Origin of the sequence: Pseudomonas sp. TWR2-1-1 (assembly GCF_049897045.1) — a bacterium.
GTDB lineage: Bacteria > Pseudomonadota > Gammaproteobacteria > Pseudomonadales > Pseudomonadaceae > Aquipseudomonas > Aquipseudomonas versuta.
In genome coordinates this window covers 243149-261081 of sequence record NZ_JAFCVM010000008.1, presented here as the reverse complement: position 1 = coordinate 261081, position 17933 = coordinate 243149, and the positions used below count along the sequence as shown (strand labels likewise).

The following is a 17933-nucleotide window of genomic DNA, read 5'->3' as shown; positions in this document are numbered from 1 at the left end:
TCAAAAACCTCAGGCTTCGCGCGGGTCTGGATTGTCCAGAACGCTGTCTGTCTGCTCAGCACGGAATGCTTTCAATACGGTATGGAACTGCGGGTGCTTGGCGCCCAGGATGCTTGCCGACAATAGCGCCGCGTTGATCGCGCCCGCCTTGCCGATAGCCAGTGTGGCAACCGGAATGCCTGCAGGCATTTGCACGATCGACAGCAGCGAATCAACGCCCGACAACATCGCCGACTGCACCGGCACACCGAGTACAGGCAAGTGGGTTTTGGCCGCACACATGCCTGGCAAGTGAGCTGCGCCACCGGCCCCCGCGATGATGACCTCGATCCCGCGGCCTTCGGCCTCTTCGGCATACTGGAACAGCAAGTCCGGAGTGCGGTGGGCAGAGACCACTTTAACTTCGTAAGGAATGCCGAGTTTTTCCAGCATATCGGCGGTGTGGCTGAGGGTGGACCAATCGGACTTGGAGCCCATGATCACGCCTACCAGTGCACTCATCGTCGCGCCTCTTCTCTTGGGCGCCCGCAGGCGCGTCAAAAAACAACAAGCCACGTGGGGAAACCGACGTGGCTTGTTATAGGAATTAAGGCCGGTCAAGCCAGCCGAAGGCCGCGCAGTATACCCAAAAAGGTAAAGAAAACGCATATTCCCCGACCATATGTCTTTCACGGTGAAATCTGCTTCGACGCCCGGTTTTATTGACTTTAAGGTCAGACAATAAAACCCCTCGGGCACCGGCTAAATCGGCATTGGCGCGGGTGCCGTAGGGTTTTCCAGCTTGCGCCACAACAAGCGCACGTTGGCCTTGCGCACCAGGGCGCAGCGGTACAGGCGGATCTCCAGCGGCACGTGCCACTGCGGGCCACCGCAGATCACCAATTCACCACGCTCAAGCTCCGCCCGAACGCTTAACCGCGGCACCCAGGCTATGCCCAGCCCTTCAAGCGCCATGCTTTTAAGGCTGTCGGCCATGGCGGTCTCATAAATAGTGGTAAAGCGCAGGCTGCGCTGGCGCAGCAACAAATTTACCGAACGTCCCAGAAATGCTCCGGCGCTGTAGGCCAGCAACGGCACACTGGCTTCGCCTTCCAGGTCATACAGCGGGTTACCGTCGGCGTCGGCGGCACACACCGGCAGCATTTCGGTATTACCCAGGTGCAAGGACGGGAAAATCTCCGGATCCATCTGCAAAGCCGCATCGGGGTCGTAAAAAGCCAGCATCAAATCGCAGCCGCCCTCACGCAAAGCATGCACAGCATCTCCGACGTTAGTCGCAACAAGGCGTGTGGCGATGTTCAACCCTTCGTTACGCAACTGGGCGATCCAGCGCGGGAAAAACCCCAGCGCCAGGGAGTGTGCGGCAGCCACCTGCATGACCTCGCCCTGCCCGCCTTCCAGGTGATGCAAGTGACGCAAAACTTCGCCGAGCTGTTCGACCACGGTGCGCGCCGTGACCAAAAACAGCTGACCGGCCGCAGTCAACTCCACCGGGGTGCGGGAACGATTCACCAAGGTCAGGCCCAGTGCCGCTTCAAGGCTGCGAATACGCCTGCTGAAGGCTGGCTGGGTCACAAAGCGACGCTCCGCCGCCTGGGAAAAACTGCGAGTGGCGGCCAGGGCACTAAAGTCCTCTAACCATTTACTTTCGAGATTCATCGAGTCCTCCCGGACGCGCACCAAATTGGGTCACACGTTCGACGCGGCCGTCGCGTCACGTCGTCATTATGCCGTTTATGCATAGGATAGTGTTTAAAGGCATTGGCCCAATTTTGTCTGCAAGCCTAGCATTCGCAGCGTTCCGGCTCAGACCGGGTCCTTATCGAGATGATTTCTATCATGTCCTCCGCTGCATCTTTCCGCACTGAAAAAGACCTGCTTGGCGTACTCGAAGTACCCGCTCAAGCGTATTACGGCATCCAGACCCTGCGAGCGGTGAACAACTTCCGTCTCTCCGGCGTTCCGATTTCGCACTACCCGAAGCTGGTCGTGGCCCTGGCCATGGTCAAGCAAGCCGCAGCTGACGCGAACCGCGAGCTGGGCCATCTGAGCGAAGCCAAGCACGCTGCCATCAGCGAAGCCTGCGCCCGCCTGGTCCGCGGCGATTTCCACGATGAGTTCGTGGTGGACATGATTCAGGGCGGCGCTGGCACTTCAACCAACATGAATGCCAACGAAGTCATCGCCAACATCGCGCTGGAGGCCATGGGCCACCAGAAGGGCGAATACCAGTACCTGCACCCGAACAACGACGTGAACATGGCACAGTCGACCAACGACGCTTACCCGACGGCCATCCGTCTGGGCCTGCTGTTGGGTCACGATGCACTGCTGGCCAGCCTCGACAGCCTGATTCAGGCGTTCGCAGCCAAAGGCGTTGAGTTCAACCACGTATTGAAGATGGGCCGTACCCAGCTGCAAGACGCAGTACCCATGACCCTGGGTCAAGAGTTCCGCGCGTTTGCCACCACGTTGAGTGAAGACCTGGCCCGCCTGAAAACACTGGCACCAGAGTTGCTGACCGAAGTGAACCTGGGCGGTACTGCGATTGGTACCGGCATTAACGCCGACCCGCGCTACCAGCACCTGGCCGTGACCCGTCTGGCAACCATCAGCGGCCAGCCGCTGGTGCCTGCTGCCGACTTGATCGAAGCCACTTCAGACATGGGCGCCTTCGTCCTGTTCTCCGGCATGCTCAAGCGTACCGCGGTCAAACTGTCGAAGATCTGCAACGACTTGCGCCTGCTGTCCAGCGGCCCGCGTACCGGCATCAACGAAATCAACCTGCCGGCGCGTCAGCCAGGCAGTTCGATCATGCCAGGCAAGGTCAACCCGGTAATCCCGGAAGCCGTTAACCAGGTGGCCTTCCAGATCATCGGTAACGACCTGGCACTGACCATCGCGGCTGAAGGCGGCCAGCTGCAACTGAACGTGATGGAGCCGCTGATCGCGTTCAAGATCTTCGACTCGATCCGCCTGCTGCAACGCGCCATGGACATGCTGCGCGAGCATTGCATCGTCGGCATCACCGCCAACGAAGCTCGCTGCCGTGAACTGGTCGAACACTCGATTGGTCTAGTGACTGCGCTGAACCCTTACATCGGCTATGAAAACGCCACCCGCATCGCCCGTATCGCCCTTGAAAGCGGCCGCGGCGTGCTGGAACTGGTGCGCGAAGAAGGCTTGCTCGACGACGCCATGCTCGACGACATCCTGCGCCCGGAAAACATGATTGCTCCGCGTCTGGTGCCTCTCAAGGCCTGATGCAGTAACACGCTCAACGCTCACCAGGTCGAGGGACTAGACACCTCTCACCTTTTGAGGGCTTGCAGATACGTCTGCAGGCCCTTTTTTTTGCCCAGATTTTGTGGGAGCCGGCTTGCCGGCGATGGCATCACGTCGCTGCACCTGATAACTGCGCAACCTGCATCGCCGGCAAGCCGGCTCCCACAAAGGACAAACAAAGAGGGCAAAGACGACAGGATATGAGGCCTTTTCAGACGACTCGTACATGAAAAATCAATCACTTATGCAGACGCTTCAAAGACTCCTAGGTATAGTGCCGGCCCTCTTCCCGTGCGTGGGCCCTGCAACAGCGGCCACCGACAGTGCGGAAACAGCATCGTAAACCAAGCAGCAACATGGCCAGGGCCCCCTTGATCGCCTAGTTTTATGCCCTGTCTTGCCGGGCGTAATGCGCGATCCCGATCCAGCCGTGTTGCCTACAGATAAAAACAGCGAGGAATAATCCATGCTTGAAGTCATCAATGACTTCCTCTCAGGGAAAGTGCTAATCGTGCTTATGGTCGGGCTCGGTGGTTACTTCACGATCCGCTCGCGTTTCGTTCAGTTTCGCTACTTCCTGCACATGTTTTCGGTCTTCAAAGACAGCCTGCGCAGCAGCGCCGGCGAACTCAGCTCGTTTCAGGCATTGATGCTGAGCCTGGCGGGCCGTGTGGGTGCAGGCAACATCGCCGGCGTCGGCATTGCCGTGACCCTCGGTGGTCCGGGTGCCGTGTTCTGGATGTGGGTGACCGCGCTGGTCGGCATGTCCAGCAGCCTGATCGAATGTTCGCTGGGCCAGCTGTACAAGCGTCGCGACGCGGAAGGCCAACTGCGCGGTGGCCCGTCCTTCTATATGAAGTACGGCCTGGGCAAAGTCTGGATGGGCAAGCTGATGGCCGTCCTGCTGCTCATTACCTTCGGTTTTGCCTTTATGGGCCTGCAAGCCCACGCTGTGACTCACTCGCTGCAAGATGCCTTCGGCTTTGAGGTCAATTACTCCGGCCTGGCCATCGCCATCCTCCTGGGGCTGGTGTTTATCGGCGGTATCAAACGTATCGCTTCGGTAGCCGACCTGCTGGTACCGGTCAAAACCCTGGCCTACATTGCCGTCACCCTCTATGTGATCGTGCTGCAATTCGATCACGTGCCGGCCATGCTCGGCCACATCGTCAAGAGCGCCTTCGGTCTCGACCCGGTGTTCGGCGGTCTGATCGGCAGTGCGATCGTGATGGGCGTCAAACGTGGCGTATTCGCCAACGAAGCCGGTCTGGGCAGCGCGCCGAACGTAGCCGCCGTGGCCGATGTTGACCACCCGATCGCCCAGGGCGTGGTTCAGGCATTCAGCGTATTCCTCGATACTTTCGTGATCTGCACCTGCACCGCGCTGCTGATCCTGCTGTCCGGCTTCTATACCCCGGGCTTTGAAGGGGACGGCATTGCCCTGACCCAGAACTCCCTGGCTGCCGTTGTCGGCGAATGGGGCCGCGTGTTCATCAGCGTGGCACTGGCGTTGTTCGTCTTCACCTCGATGCTCTACAACTACTATCTGGGTGAAAACAACCTGCGCTTCCTGGTCGGTGAGAGCCGCAAGGCGCTGATCGGTTATCGCGTGCTGGTACTGGTGCTGATTTTTTGGGGGTCGATCGAAAACCTGCAAACCGTCTTCGCCTTCGCCGACATCGCCATGACCATGCTGGCGTTCGTCAACCTGGTTGCCCTGGCGATGCTGTTCAAGATCTGCATGCGCGTGCTCAAGGACTACGACGACCAGCGTCGCGCCGGGATCAAGACACCGGTGTTCGATTCCAGTAAATTCCCGGATCTGGATCTGGACCTCAAGGCCTGGCCGCCACGACCGGCCGCCACGAGCGAAGAAACAAAACGCTGACACTCACGCGGCGGTTCTTATCAGAACCGCCGCGTTTTTGCTTATGGAGACTCATAAATGACTGCAGCCACTCATCACATAGCCCAGCGCGTCATGGTGCTCTACACCGGCGGCACCATCGGCATGCAAGCCAGCGCCAACGGCCTGGCCCCGGCATCGGGCTTTGAAGCGCGCATGGCTGAACACCTTGCCAGCCAGCCACAGCTGCAAGTACCGCAGTGGCGCTTTCGCGAAATGAGCCCGCTGATCGACAGCGCCAACATGACGCCCGCCTACTGGCTGCGCCTGCGCACCGCGATCATCGAAGCTGTCGAACAGGATGACTGCGATTCAGTATTGGTCCTGCATGGCACCGATACCCTGGCCTACAGCGCTGCGGCGATGTGCTTTCAACTGCTGGGGTTGCCGGCACCGGTATTGTTCACCGGTTCCATGCTGCCAGCGGGCGTGCCCGACAGCGATGCCTGGGAAAACGTCAGCGGTGCCTTGAGCGCACTGGGACGAGGTCAGCCCCATGGCGTGCAGCTGTACTTCCATGGCGCGCTCCTGGCACCGACACGCTGCGCCAAAGTGCGCAGCTTCGGGCGCAACCCGTTTGTCGCGCTCAAGCGTAATGGCGGCGCACCCAAGGCCAATACCTTGCCGGGTGAGCTGCTGTACCGCCATCCACGGCACGAGGCCAGTGTCGGCGTGCTGCCGCTGGTGCCGGGGATTGGCGCGGCGCAACTGGATGCCCTGCTCAATAGCGGGATTGAGGCCCTGATACTCGAATGCTTCGGCAGCGGTACCGGCCCCAGCGACAACCCGGCCTTCCTCGCCAGCCTGCAACGGGCACAGCAAAACGGCATCGTGGTGGTCGCCATTACCCAATGCCATGAAGGTGGTGTGGAACTTGACGTGTACGAAGCAGGCAGCCGCTTGCGTGAAGCCGGCGTGCTCTCGGGCGGCGGCATGACTCGAGAAGCCGCGCTCGGCAAGCTGCACGCATTGCTGGGGGCAGACCTGCCCCTGGTAGAAGTACGCCAGCTGGTTGAACTGGATGTGTGCGGCGAGCTGGCGTAAACAGCCCCCTTCCATCTGTAGGAGCGAGCTTGCCTCGCGATCTTTTAAAAAATCAAAAGATCGCGAGGCAAGCTCGCTCCTACAGAGTCAGGGTACAGAGCTACATCGGGATCAATTTCACACCCCGGCACACAATTTGCTCACTTCCTGCACCCCCATGCAGGAAGCGAACATGCTGCACTCCCATCTCACCACCCTCAACGCTGTATCACTGGTGCTCAGTACCTTCGAGGCCGAAGGCCTGCCGTGCGAAGCATTGTTGGCAGGCAGCGGCATTCGGGCCGCCGATCTGAGCCGCGCCGACACACGTATTACCGCCAGCCAGGAAATGCAGGTGTGCGCCAACGCCGTGGCCTTACGCCGTGAAATAGGCCTTGAACTGGGGCGGCGCATGCACGTGTCGTCTTACGGCATGCTGGGCTATGCCCTGCTCACCAGTGCCACCTTAGGTGACGCTTTACGTCTGGCCCTGCGCTATCCGGCGCTGCTGGGAACACTTTTTGAGCTCAGCCTTAAGGTCGAGGGCGATCAGGTCTGGTTCTGCGCGGACCACTATCATGAAAATCCGCAGCTGGCCGTCTTCAATGCACAACTTTGCCTGGTGTCATTGACCGTTATTTGCCAGGACCTGCTGGGTCAGCCCTTACCGCTGCTGGCCGCCCGTTTCGCCCACAGCAAGCCGGACTATCACGCCAGCTACGCCAGCACCTTCGACTGCACGCGCACATTCGAGGCTCAGGACAATGGCTTTGCCTTTGCCAGACACTGGCTTGACCACCCTCTGCCGCTGGCCGATGCCATCACTCACCAAGCAATGGCTGAGCGCTGCCGTAAACAAAACCTGGAGTTCACCGGGCGCCAGTCCTGGCTGACACGCATCCGCCAGTTGCTCGCCGCCCAGCTGCATGCAGCACCGGGCCTCGAAGGCCTGGCAGAGCAAATGAACTGCTCGCCACGCACGTTGCGCCGGCACCTGCATGACGCCGGATGCAGCTATCAGGGGCTGCTCGACGAACTGCGTTTTGAGCGCGCCAAGCTGTTACTCCACGAAACCGAATGGCCGATTTATCAGATTGCCGAAACCCTGGGCTTTAGCGAAACCGCGAGTTTTCGCCACGCATTTGTACGCTGGAGCGGGGTCGCCCCCAGCCAGTTTCGCGCGTAAAAAACCGTAGGAGCGAGCTTGCTCGCGAGCTCTTCATCGCGACATGGAAGAGCTCGCGAGCAAGCTCGCTCCTACAGGTTGTGTGGGGTCAGGGGGCAATTGCGGTCAGTGATTTGGGCCATATCTATCCTCTTTTGGCCGTTCCTGCCGTTCTCTGAAACTTGCGGTGCCGCAAAACTGTAGAACACCGCCCGAGTCTACGGAGAACAAGGACAATGCTGACCATCTACTCAGACGATCATCATCTGCATCATGGCCGCTGTGAATTGATAGACGGGCAATTGATGCCCTGCTTTGAAATGCCCTCCCGCGCCGACCATATTCTGCAGCGCGTTCAAACCCGCGAGCTGGGGCCGGTGCAAGCCCCGCAAGACTTCGGACGTGAGCCGATCCTGCGTGTGCACAGTGCGGCGTATCTGGATTTTTTCGAAGGGGCCTGGGCGCGTTGGGCCGAGCATGGCCGTGACGGCGATTTGATGCCCTACACCTGGCCTGCCCGCACCCTGCGTGCCGTGGTGCCTGTCAGCCTGCATGGCCAGCTCGGCTATTACAGTTTCGACGGTGGCGCCCCGATTACTGCGGGTACCTGGCGCGCAGCCTATAGCGCCGCCCAGGTTGCACTCACCGCTCAAGCCGCCATCCAGAACGGTGTTCACTGCGCATTCGCCCTGTGCCGACCACCGGGACACCATGCCGCCAGCGACTTGATGGGCGGTTATTGCTACCTCAACAATGCTGCGATTGCCGCTCAGGCCTTCCTTGACCAGGGTCGTAAAAAGGTGGCGATCCTCGACGTGGACTATCACCACGGCAACGGCACGCAGTCGATTTTCTATGAGCGCAGCGACGTGTTGTTCACTTCAATCCACGGTCATCCCGAAGCCGAGTTTCCGTTCTTTCTGGGGTATGCAGACGAGCTGGGCGAAGGTGCAGGTGAAGGCTTCAACTTCAACTACCCGCTGGCGGCCGGTTCGGCATGGGATCGCTGGAGCGCGGCACTGGAACTGGCCTGCACCGAAATCGAAGGTTACGACGCCGATGTGCTGGTGATTTCCTTGGGTGTGGACACGTTCAAGAACGACCCCATTTCCCAGTTCAAGCTCGATAGCCCCGACTATCTGCGCATGGGCGAACGCATTGCACGCCTGGGCAAACCGACGCTGTTCGTGATGGAGGGCGGCTACGCGGTAGAAGAAATCGGGATTAATGCAGTCAATGTGCTTGAGGGTTTCGAAAGCGCCCGATGAGCCCCCGGACCTGTAGGAGCGAGCTTGCTCGCGAGCAAGCTCGCTCCTACATCCAGATCTTGCCCAGGCGGGCCAGCGCTGCCTTGATATCGGCCTCGGGTACCGCGGCAAAACCCAGCACCAGCCCCGCGCGTTTATCCACAGGCTCACTCGAGCCTTGCAACCAGTAACTACTCAAACCGTTGATTTCCACCTCGGCCTCTTTGGCATGAGCCAGCAGTTGCTGCTCGCGCTCAAGATTTATGACGGGCACGGTCACATGCAAGCCCGCGGCAATACCCGGCATCGGCCCCACCCCTGCGATCCCCTGAGGCCAGTCAGCCAGCAATGCATTACGCCGACTCAAGGCGGCACGACGCATGCGCCGGATATGTCGCTGAAAGTGCCCGGCAGCCATGAACTCCGCCATCACGGCCTGAGTACTGACTTCCGAATGCCGCATGTCCAGGGAGCGGCGCCGGGCAAATGGCTCAATCAAACCCTTGGGCAATACCAGATACCCCAGACGCAAGGCCGGGAACACCACCTTGCCGAAGGTGCCGACATAGATCACCCGCCCCTGACGGTCCAGTGCCGCCAACGGCGCCAGCGGGGCCCCGCAATAACGGTACTCGCCGTCGTAATCGTCTTCGATGATCCAGCCCTGATTACGCTCGGCCCAGTCCAGCAGTTCAAGGCGCCGGGCCAGGCTCATGGTCACTCCTGTCGGGTACTGATGGGACGGCGTCACGTAGGCCAGCCGACAATTGCTCAGGTGCGCCAGTGCCGAGCAATCCATACCATCCTGATCGACCGCGATGCCCTGCATTTTCGCCCCCGCAATCGCAAAGGCATGTGCCGCTGCGCGGTAGCCGGGATTCTCGACGGCCACCCCGTCGCCAGGCTCGACCAGCAGCTGTGCACAAAGGCTAATTCCCTGCTGCGCGCCACTGGTGATCAAAATTTGCTCAGATGAGCACGATAAACCGCGGGAGGTGCGCAAATAGGCCGCTATCAACTCGCGCAGGCGCTCATCCCCTGCCGGATCGCCATAACACAGTTGCTGCAAGTCCGGCTTACGCCAAAAAGCCGCCTGCAGCTTGCTCCAGACCTCGAAAGGGAATAAGTCAAAAGCTGGCACCCCCACCCGAAATGCCCGTGGAACGCCCCCCGGAGGAAGGTCAAGAGAGTGTTGGCCAACCCTCTCCAAAGCGGTGCTGTGGATAACTTTACTGGACGTAACCACAGGTAAATCACCCTGTTTTGTGGATAACCCTGGGGATAAGCCTGTTGAAAAGCCTGTGGACAAGTTGGTGGACAACTTTTTCCGGGGGAGTGCTTTTTCCGGCAGTTGCGCAACATAAGTGCCATCACCGATCCGCCCCTCGATAAAGCCCTCGGCATATAGCTGATCGTAAGCCCGTACCACGCTGTTTCGCGAAATACCAAGGGCCGCTGCCAGATCGCGACTCGCCGGCAACCGCGAGCCACTGCCCAGGCGGCCATCCAGTACTCGCTGGCGCAATGCCTGATAGAGCTGACGGCTCAGGCCTTTTTTTGGATCAAGCTCGATACCGGCAGGGTTGAAGGCGATGGACAGCGCTGAATCCGACATGAATTGGACCTACGAAAATGACCATTAATGGCTCTTACAACGAGCCATTAGCCTGCCTAGGATGCAGGCATTCGCCAAGGAAAATCTCTATGTACGTGCCCCGCGCCTTCGCAGAAAGTGATATCCGCATACTGCATCAACAGATGCAGGCCACGCCGTTGCCGGTGCTGGTCACCCATGGCAGCCAGGGCCTGCTCGCCAGCCATGTACCGCTGTTGTTAAACCCGGACGAAGGCCCCAACGGCACGCTGTATGGCCACCTTGCCCGCGCCAACCCCCATTGGCAGGTATTGGCAGAAGGTGCCGAGGCGCTGGTTATTTTTGCCGGGGAGCAGGCTTATATCAGCCCGTCCTTCTACCCCAGCAAAGCTGAGGACGGTAAATCCGTACCCACCTGGAACTACCTTGCCGTTCACGCCTACGGCCAGGCCGAGGTATTCGATGATGCCGAGCGCCTGCTGACGCTGGTCAGTCGCCTGAGCAGCAAGCACGAAGCCAGCCGACCCGAGCCGTGGGCCGTCAGCGACGCTCCCAGGGATTACATCGACAGCATGCTCAAGGCGATTGTGGGTTTCAGCCTGCCAATCTCACGCCTTAACGGTAAACGCAAACTCAGCCAGAACCGCAGCACCGCCGACCAGCTCGGCGTGCGTAATGGACTGCTGGCCACCAACAACCCGCAAGACCACGCCCTCGCTCAATTAATCGCTAAGGAATAGCAACATGGCTCAGCCACTGCAGATCAAACCCGCCACCGCCGCCGATCACGATCAATGGCTGCCGCTCTGGCAGGCGTATTTGAGCTTTTATAAAACCGAACTGCCCGCCGAGGTCAGCCAGTCAACCTGGGAGCGCTTTCTCGACCCGGCCGAGCCGACCCATCTGGCGCTGGCCTGGAAGGACGACGAGGCGGTGGGCATGGTGCAGTTTATTTATCACCGCTCCAACTGGAGCATTGGTCACTCCTGCTACCTTCAAGACCTGTTTGTCAGCCCCCAGGTACGCGGCACCGGTGCGGGGCGCCGGTTGATCGAGCATGTATACGCCGCGGCCAAAGACAATCAGTGCGCCAAAGTTTACTGGTTGACCCAAGAGAGCAACGCGACCGCCATTCAGCTTTATGAGCGAATGGCCGAGCGTCCGGGCTTTATTCTATTTCGCAAAGCCTTGTCATAAAAAGGAACGCGCAATGCCTGAAGATCTACAACATTGGCAGCCAGCCAGAACGCCGGATACACGAACACTTGAAGGGCGCTTCATTCGTCTGGAAAAGCTCGACCCGGCGCGTCATGGCGATGAATTATGGCTAGCCTTACAAGGCCCCGAAGGTGATCCCAAACTATGGGATTACTTGCCGTACGGACCTTTCAATGAACGCCCGGCATTTGATGCTTGGCTGCAGAACAACGCGGCAAGCCGCGATCCGCACTTCTATACCGTTGTCGACCAGATCAGTGGCCAGGCCCAGGGCACCATCAGCCTGATGTGCATAGTTGCCGAACACGGGCGCATAGAGATCGGCCACGTCACTTTCGGCGCCCCAATGCAGCGTTCGCCGAAAAGTACCGAAGCGGTCTACCTGCTGGCCAAGGAAGCCTTCGCGCTGGGCAATCGACGCCTGGAGTGGAAGTGCAACAATGACAACGCCAGATCCAAACGTACCGCAGTACGACTTGGGTACACATATGAAGGCGTATTTCGCCAGCATATGGTGGTCAAAGGCAAGAATCGTGATACCACGTGGTACAGCATTATCGGTACGGAATGGCCAGCTATAGCCGCCGGCTTCGAAAAATGGCTGGCACTGGATAACCAACCCGAAAGCGGCCAGATCAAGTCTCTGGAAGAATGCAGGGCAGCAACTGTATAAATTTTGATCAGAGCGCCCGACAAGGACTGCCGGGCATTTTTGTGTCTGGAAGGGGTTAAAACTTTGCGGGTTTTTGACAGGGTCATTTCTGCCCCCCCTTTTTTTGGCGGTGAGCTGACAAGCCTCGCGAGCAAGCTCGCTCCTACAGGGGGGGGACCTTGAATCCCGGGCAAAAAAAAGGGGAGCACATGCTCCCCCGAGGTTTAAAGCGTTTGGATCAAAGGCAGTATCAGGCTTCGATTTCGATCAGGATTTCGCCCGGGTTAACGCGATCGCCTTTGATCACATGAATGAGGAGGATCTTGCCGGCGATGGCGGCCTGTACTTCGGTCTCCATTTTCATCGCTTCGGTAATCAGTACCGATTGGCCAGCCTTGACGGTGTCGCCCACCTTGACCAGAACATCGACAATGTTGCCCGGCATGGCAGTGCTGACGTGCCCCGGCTCGCTGGCCTGCTTGCGCTTGCTGGAGGCGCTGCCGACGAACTGGTTGAGCGGCTCGAACACCACTTCTTCTGGCATGCCGTCGATGGACAGGTAGAAGTGGCGCTTGCCCTCAGCCTTGACGCCCACACCGGTGATGTCGACGCGGTAGCTCTCACCGTGCACGTCGATCACGAACTCGGTAGGTACGCCTTCACCGCCCGCACTGCTCACGCCACCCGCCTCAGGGATCGGCAGCAACACTTCCGGAGCCAGGGTGCCGGCTGCGCGTTCTTCAAGGAACTTGCGACCGATATCCGGGAACATCGCATAGGTCAGTACGTCTTCTTCGGACTGGGCCAGCGCACCGATTTCGCCACGCAACTTGACCATTTCCGGCTTGAGCAGATCCGCAGGACGCACGTCGATCAACTCTTCGTTACCGATGGCCTGACGACGCAGTTGCTCGTTGACCACGCCCGGCGCCTTGCCGTAGCCGCCCTGCAGGTAGAGCTTCACTTCGTTGGTGATGGTTTTGTAGCGCTCGCCGGCCAGTACGTTGAAGAACGCCTGGGTGCCGACGATTTGCGAGGTCGGGGTAACCAGCGGCGGGAAGCCCAGGTCTTCACGAACACGCGGGATTTCGGCCAGCACTTCGCTCATGCGATTCAGGGCGCCCTGCTCTTTGAGCTGGTTGGCAAGGTTGGAGATCATCCCGCCCGGCACCTGATTGACTTGAACGCGAGTGTCGACCGCGGTGAATTCGCTTTCAAACTGGTGGTACTTCTTACGGACGGCGTAGAAGTACAGACCGATTTCCTGCAGCAGTGCCAGGTCGAGACCGGTGTCGTATTCGCTGCCTTTAAGGGCGGCAACCATCGACTCGGTACCCGGGTGGCTGGTGCCCCATGCGAAGCTGGAGATCGCGGTGTCGATGTGGCTGGCACCGTTTTCGATGGCCTTGAGCTGGCACATGGCGGCCAGACCGGCGGTGTCGTGGGAGTGGATAAAGATCGGCAGGCCAATTTCAGCCTTCAGTGCCTTGACCAGTTCGCCCGTGGCGTATGGCGTCAGCAGGCCGGCCATGTCCTTGATCGCCACCGAGTCGCAACCCATGGCTTCCATCTGCTTGGCCTGGGCCACAAACGCTTCAGTGGTATGCACAGGGCTGGTGGTATAGGCGATGGTGCCCTGGGCATGCTTGCCGGCCGCTTTGACCGCCTCGATGGCCACGCGCAGGTTACGCACGTCGTTCATGGCATCAAAGATGCGGAATACGTCGATGCCATTAACGGCCGCTTTAGCGACAAAGGCTTTGACCACATCGTCGCTGTAGTGGCGGTAGCCCAGCAGGTTCTGGCCCCGCAACAGCATTTGCAGACGAGTGTTGGGCAAGGCTGCGCGCAGCTGGCGCAGACGCTCCCACGGGTCTTCTTTAAGGAAGCGTACGCAGGCATCAAAGGTAGCGCCGCCCCAGACTTCCAGGGACCAGTAGCCGACTTTGTCGAGCTTGTCGCAAATCGGCAGCATGTCTTCAGTGCGCATGCGGGTGGCCAGCAGCGACTGGTGGGCATCACGCAGGATGGTGTCGGTTACAAAGATCTTATTGGACATGAAAATATTCCTCACAGGCCTGCGTGGGCGGCAATGGCGGCGGCGATGGCCAGGGCCAGCTCTTCGGGTTTGCGCTTGATCGAGTAGTTGGTCAGTTCAGGATGGCTTTCTACGAAGCTGGTGTTGAACTGGCCACTGCGGAATTCCGGGTTACGCAGGATTTCCTGGTAGTACGCAGCGGTGGTTTTGACCCCTTGCAGACGCATGTCGTCGAGAGCGCGCAAACCACGGTCCATCGCTTCTTCCCAGGTCAGCGCCCATACCACCAGTTTCAGACACATGGAGTCGTAATACGGTGGAATGGTGTATCCGGTATAAATCGCCGTGTCAGTACGTACGCCAGGCCCGCCGGGTGCGTAGTAACGGGTGATCTTGCCGAAGCTGGGCAGGAAGTTGTTTTTCGGGTCTTCAGCATTGATCCGGAACTGCAGGGCAAAGCCGCGGTGCTGAATGTCTTCCTGCTTGATCGACAACGCCAGGCCGGAGGCGATGCGAATTTGTTCGCGAACAATGTCGATGCCGGTGATTTCTTCGGTGATGGTGTGTTCCACCTGCACCCGGGTGTTCATTTCCATGAAGTACACCTCGCCCTCAGCGAGCAGGAACTCCACGGTACCGGCGTTCTCGTAACCCACTGCCTTGGCCGCGCGCACGGACAGGTCGCCGATGTAGGCACGCTGTTCCGGGGTCAGTTGAGGGCTTGGGGCGATTTCGATCAGCTTCTGGTTGCGGCGCTGGATCGAGCAGTCGCGCTCGAACAGGTGCACCACGTTGCCGAAACTGTCGCCAAGAATCTGCGCCTCGATGTGCTTGGGGTTAACGATGCATTTTTCGAGGAACACTTCAGCCGAGCCAAAGGCCTTGGTGGCTTCGGAGATAACCCGGGGGAAAGCCTGTTCTAGCTCTTCGCGGCTGTTGCAGCGACGAATCCCGCGACCGCCGCCACCAGACGTAGCTTTAAGCATCACCGGGTAACCGATGCGCTCGCCTTCGACCAATGCTTCGTGGATGTCGGCAACGTTGCCTTCAGTGCCCGGGGTAACCGGTACGCCGGCCTTGATCATGCTACGGCGCGCTTCGGTCTTGTCGCCCATGCGGCGAATGACTTCGGCGGACGGACCGATAAACTTGATTCCGCGCTCGGCACAAATATCAGCCAGCTCGGCGTTTTCTGACAGAAAACCGTAACCGGGATGCAAGGCATCGCAACCGGTTTCCACGGCCAGGTTCACCAGCTTGCGCGGGTTGAGATAGCCGGCCAGAGGGTCTTCGCCAATGCTGTGCGCTTCATCGGCGCGCTTGACGTGCAAGGCATGCCGGTCAGCTTCGGAATAGACCGCTACAGAGCGAATACCCATCTCGGCACAGGCACGCACGATGCGGACGGCGATTTCTCCGCGGTTGGCGATCAGGATCTTTTTTATCACTTGGAGTTTTCCTAAAGCCTATGGAACAAACGACCTGCTAGACCAGGTCGGCACGTGTCCAAATGTGTCTGAACCGTTGTAGGGCCACACTAGACCCACGCAGAGATAAACAAAAATCAATATTTCTTGGGTCATGCATAAGCAAAGACTTATAGTCAGATCACTTGCCGCTCTGGATAACTCATAAAAAATGCGTAAGTCATTGATGCGTATAACTTTTCGACAACTTCAGGTATTTAACGAAGTCTGCGATCTACGCTCTTACAGCCGCGCTGCGGAAGAAATGTCTCTTACCCAGCCTGCTGTCAGCCTGCAAATTCGCCAGCTTGAAGAGCTTGTCGGGCAGCCATTATTCGATTACGTCGGTAAAAAGCTGTACATGACCGAAGCGGCTGAAGCGCTTCAGTTGGCCAGTCGGGATATTTTCGGGCGCCTCGAAAGCCTCGATATGCAGCTCTCCGACATGCTGGGCTCACTGCAAGGGCAACTGAAACTGGCGGTCGAATCGAGTGCCAAATATTTCGTCCCGCACTTGTTTGCCGCATTCAAGCGCCAGCACCCGGAAGTCAATTTGCAGCTCACGGTAGTCAATCGCGCGCAGGCGGTGCGCAGGCTGTCGGACAACCGCGACGATTTGGTCATTATGTCGATGGTGCCGCAAGACATGGGCCTGGAGTTTCTGCCGTTTTTGAATAACCCGATTGTTGCCGTGGTGCCGGCGGACCATCCGCTATGTGCTCTAGGCCCGTTACGCTTGCAGGATCTGGAGCCCTACACGCTGCTGATGCGCGAGCAGGGGTCTGGTACGCGCATGGCCTGCGAAGAATATTTCAAGGAAAAGCGCGTTCACTTCAATCAGACACTGGAAGTGGCATCGAACGAATCCCAGCGTGAATGCGCAGTGGCCGGGTTGGGCGTGGCGCTGTTGACCCGCCACGCCGTCAGCCTGGAGCTGGCGACCGGCCTGCTGTGCGAGCTGCCGGTCGAAGAGTTGCCGCTGTATCGCAGTTGGTGCGTGGTGCAGGCCAAAGCCAAACGCCTGTCACCGGTAGCCCATGCATTTTTGGGTTTTATCCGCAGTGAGCGCCTGCAAATCAGCGCGCTGGTTGAGCGTTTCGACGGTCACTTGCCGCAGACGCCTGCCAATAATTGAGCGCATTGAGGTCGGGGTAATCGGCGGTTTCCATACTCAGCTGGCGCTGATTGGTAAGGTCTTCGATCGCACGACGGAAGGCCATGCGACGCTGGTCTTCTTGCTGACGGCGAGTTTTGACGGCGCTGTTGCGTTCTTCGTAAGGCTGAGCCATTTCGAGTCTCCCAAGGCGTGTACGGGAGCTTCACGATGGACTTTGTTTATGACGACTTGGCGAAAGCGCGATGACAGGGGGATGAAAGCTGAAAATAAACCTGCAGGAGCGAGCTTGCCTCGCGATCTTGAAAGCTCAAAAGATCGCGAGGCAAGCTCGCTCCTATAAAGATTGTTCGACGCTTAGTCGTCGTTACTTTTCAACGATTTGGGCGACAGACGCAAACTGCGAAGGCTGCGTTTTACGCTTTTAAGGTGGTTGACCAGACTCGGGCCACGGGCCATGGCAACCCCCATCGCCAGCACGTCAATCACCACCAGGTGAGCAATACGCGACGTCAGCGGGGTATAGATTTCGGTGTCTTCGTGAACGTCGATCGCCAGGTTGATGGTCGAAAGCTCCGCCAGGGGCGTTTGGCTTGGACACAACGTGATCAGGCTTGCCCCACTTTCACGGACCAGATTGGCCGTGATCAGCAGGTCTTTGGAGCGGCCGGACTGAGAAATGCAAATTGCCACGTCTGTGGGCTTCAGGGTTGCGGCCGACATCGCCTGCATGTGCGGGTCAGAGTAGGCGGCAGCGGTCAGCAGCAGACGGAAAAACTTGTGCTGGGCATCTGCCGCTACAGCGCCGGACGCACCAAAACCATAGAACTCAACCCGCTGCGCTTGCGACATCGCCGTCACGGCTCGCTGCAGCGCCACCGGGTCGAGCTTTTCGCGCACGTCCATCAAGGTGTGCAGCGTGGTGTCGAAAATTTTCAGGCTGTAATCAGCAACCGAGTCGTCTTCATGAATCGCAAACTGACCAAAACTGGCACCGGCGGCCAGGCTTTGCGCCAGCTTGAGCTTCAGGTCCTGAAACCCGGAACAGCCAATCGCGCGGCAAAAACGCACGATCGTAGGCTCGCTGATGCCGACGCTGTGAGCCAGGTCAGCCATGGAACTGTGCATTACAGCCGCAGGATCAAGCAGCACGTGATCGGCGACCTTGAGTTCCGATTTACGTAACAGGTGGCGTGACTGGGCGATATGTTGCAGCAGGTTCAAA

General features: G+C 58.9%; 16 protein-coding genes. 9 read left to right on the top strand and 7 right to left on the bottom strand.

Translation table 11 applies throughout. The annotated features are described in order from the left end of the window. Positions 1–9 precede the first annotated feature (9 nt). A complete protein-coding gene (gene purE / locus ACP7BO_RS20270; protein ID WP_003438120.1) occupies positions 10–501 on the bottom strand; it encodes a 5-(carboxyamino)imidazole ribonucleotide mutase in 492 nt (163 codons plus the stop codon). Positions 502–741: 240 nt separating this feature from the next. Beyond that, the gene (locus tag ACP7BO_RS20265) at positions 742–1659 is read right to left on the bottom strand and encodes a LysR substrate-binding domain-containing protein (RefSeq protein ID WP_426212338.1); all 918 of its coding nucleotides are present in this window, start codon (positions 1657–1659) and stop codon (positions 742–744) included. Positions 1660–1839: 180 nt separating this feature from the next. On the opposite strand from ACP7BO_RS20265, the gene aspA reads away from it, so the two are divergent. From aspA to ACP7BO_RS20240, 5 genes are all read left to right on the top strand, one after another. After that, a complete protein-coding gene (gene aspA / locus ACP7BO_RS20260; protein WP_397455275.1) occupies positions 1840–3264 on the top strand; it encodes an aspartate ammonia-lyase in 1425 nt (474 codons plus the stop codon). 487 nt (positions 3265–3751) lie between these two features. Continuing rightward, entirely contained in the window at positions 3752–5173 is a 1422-nt protein-coding gene (locus ACP7BO_RS20255; protein WP_397455276.1) for an alanine/glycine:cation symporter family protein, read from the top strand. Positions 5174–5230: 57 nt separating this feature from the next. Next, on the top strand, positions 5231–6235 hold the full coding sequence (locus ACP7BO_RS20250) for an asparaginase (RefSeq protein ID WP_426212335.1): 1005 nt from the start codon (positions 5231–5233) through the stop codon (positions 6233–6235). 172 nt (positions 6236–6407) lie between these two features. Continuing rightward, positions 6408–7400 (top strand): AraC family transcriptional regulator, encoded by a 993-nt coding sequence (locus ACP7BO_RS20245; RefSeq protein ID WP_397455278.1) that lies wholly within the window; start codon positions 6408–6410, stop codon positions 7398–7400. 215 nt (positions 7401–7615) lie between these two features. Continuing rightward, positions 7616–8647 carry a histone deacetylase family protein gene (locus ACP7BO_RS20240; RefSeq protein WP_426212333.1) on the top strand — a complete coding sequence of 344 codons (1032 nt, stop codon included), beginning with the start codon at positions 7616–7618 and terminating at the stop codon, positions 8645–8647. 46 nt (positions 8648–8693) lie between these two features. Here ACP7BO_RS20240 and ACP7BO_RS20235 read toward each other — a convergent pair whose 3' ends face one another. After that, entirely contained in the window at positions 8694–10241 is a 1548-nt protein-coding gene (locus ACP7BO_RS20235; protein ID WP_426212331.1) for a PLP-dependent aminotransferase family protein, read from the bottom strand. Between the two features lie 89 nt (positions 10242–10330). Between ACP7BO_RS20235 and ACP7BO_RS20230 the strand changes: the two genes are divergently transcribed. The 3 genes from ACP7BO_RS20230 to ACP7BO_RS20220 are packed head-to-tail and all read left to right on the top strand — an operon-like array spanning position 10331 to position 12111. Then, complete coding sequence (locus tag ACP7BO_RS20230) at positions 10331–10960, top strand: FMN-binding negative transcriptional regulator (RefSeq protein WP_426212329.1); 630 nt, start codon at positions 10331–10333, stop codon at positions 10958–10960. Positions 10961–10964: 4 nt separating this feature from the next. Beyond that, a complete protein-coding gene (locus tag ACP7BO_RS20225) occupies positions 10965–11417 on the top strand; it encodes a GNAT family N-acetyltransferase (RefSeq protein ID WP_426212327.1) in 453 nt (150 codons plus the stop codon). A gap of 13 nt (positions 11418–11430) precedes the next feature. Further along, positions 11431–12111 carry a GNAT family N-acetyltransferase gene (locus tag ACP7BO_RS20220; protein ID WP_397455285.1) on the top strand — a complete coding sequence of 227 codons (681 nt, stop codon included), beginning with the start codon at positions 11431–11433 and terminating at the stop codon, positions 12109–12111. Between the two features lie 229 nt (positions 12112–12340). Here the strand turns inward: ACP7BO_RS20220 and oadA are convergent, their stop codons facing one another. Both oadA and ACP7BO_RS20210 read right to left on the bottom strand, forming a co-directional pair. Continuing rightward, the gene (gene oadA / locus ACP7BO_RS20215; RefSeq protein WP_426212324.1) at positions 12341–14149 is read right to left on the bottom strand and encodes a sodium-extruding oxaloacetate decarboxylase subunit alpha; all 1809 of its coding nucleotides are present in this window, start codon (positions 14147–14149) and stop codon (positions 12341–12343) included. A gap of 11 nt (positions 14150–14160) precedes the next feature. Then, complete coding sequence (locus ACP7BO_RS20210; protein WP_060696312.1) at positions 14161–15576, bottom strand: acetyl-CoA carboxylase biotin carboxylase subunit; 1416 nt, start codon at positions 15574–15576, stop codon at positions 14161–14163. Between the two features lie 190 nt (positions 15577–15766). Between ACP7BO_RS20210 and ACP7BO_RS20205 the strand changes: the two genes are divergently transcribed. After that, a complete protein-coding gene (locus tag ACP7BO_RS20205; protein ID WP_426212322.1) occupies positions 15767–16729 on the top strand; it encodes a LysR family transcriptional regulator in 963 nt (320 codons plus the stop codon). On the opposite strand, the gene ACP7BO_RS20200 is transcribed toward ACP7BO_RS20205, so the two are convergent. After that, entirely contained in the window at positions 16671–16883 is a 213-nt protein-coding gene (locus tag ACP7BO_RS20200) for a PA3496 family putative envelope integrity protein (protein WP_426212320.1), read from the bottom strand. The genes ACP7BO_RS20205 and ACP7BO_RS20200 overlap by 59 nt on opposite strands. A 182-nt stretch (positions 16884–17065) precedes the next feature. Next, entirely contained in the window at positions 17066–17932 is an 867-nt protein-coding gene (gene hexR / locus ACP7BO_RS20195) for a transcriptional regulator HexR (RefSeq protein ID WP_060696314.1), read from the bottom strand. Position 17933: the final 1 nt, after the last annotated feature.